The following is a 254-nucleotide window of genomic DNA, read 5'->3' on the forward strand; positions in this document are numbered from 1 at the left end:
GCAGGGTGACTGTGCGACCCCACGCCTCGCCGGTGATGGCGCGGTTCAGCCCTGCCTTCTGTGTCACGTTCCGGCCGGGTTGTTCGATCGTGCCCTTGGCAGAGCGGACCATGTTCGTAATCTTCAGACCCTCCACCACGACCACGCTGAAGGTGCCGGCGAGTTCGGTGGTGGTCTGGTGCTGCCAGTCCAAGGCCCGACGCTTGGCTGTCGCGCGGGCCTTGGCGATCTGGCCGTAGGTGCGGCTCAGCCGT

The 254-nt window shown here is 66.5% G+C and carries 1 pseudogene; it reads right to left on the minus strand.

Annotated features, from left to right (window positions below):
* Window positions 1–254, minus strand: a pseudogene (locus tag QSK17_RS35990) (RNA-guided endonuclease TnpB family protein); the annotation flags it as partial.

Source organism: Microtetraspora sp. NBRC 16547 (assembly GCF_030268965.1).
Lineage (GTDB): Bacteria > Actinomycetota > Actinomycetes > Streptosporangiales > Streptosporangiaceae > Microtetraspora.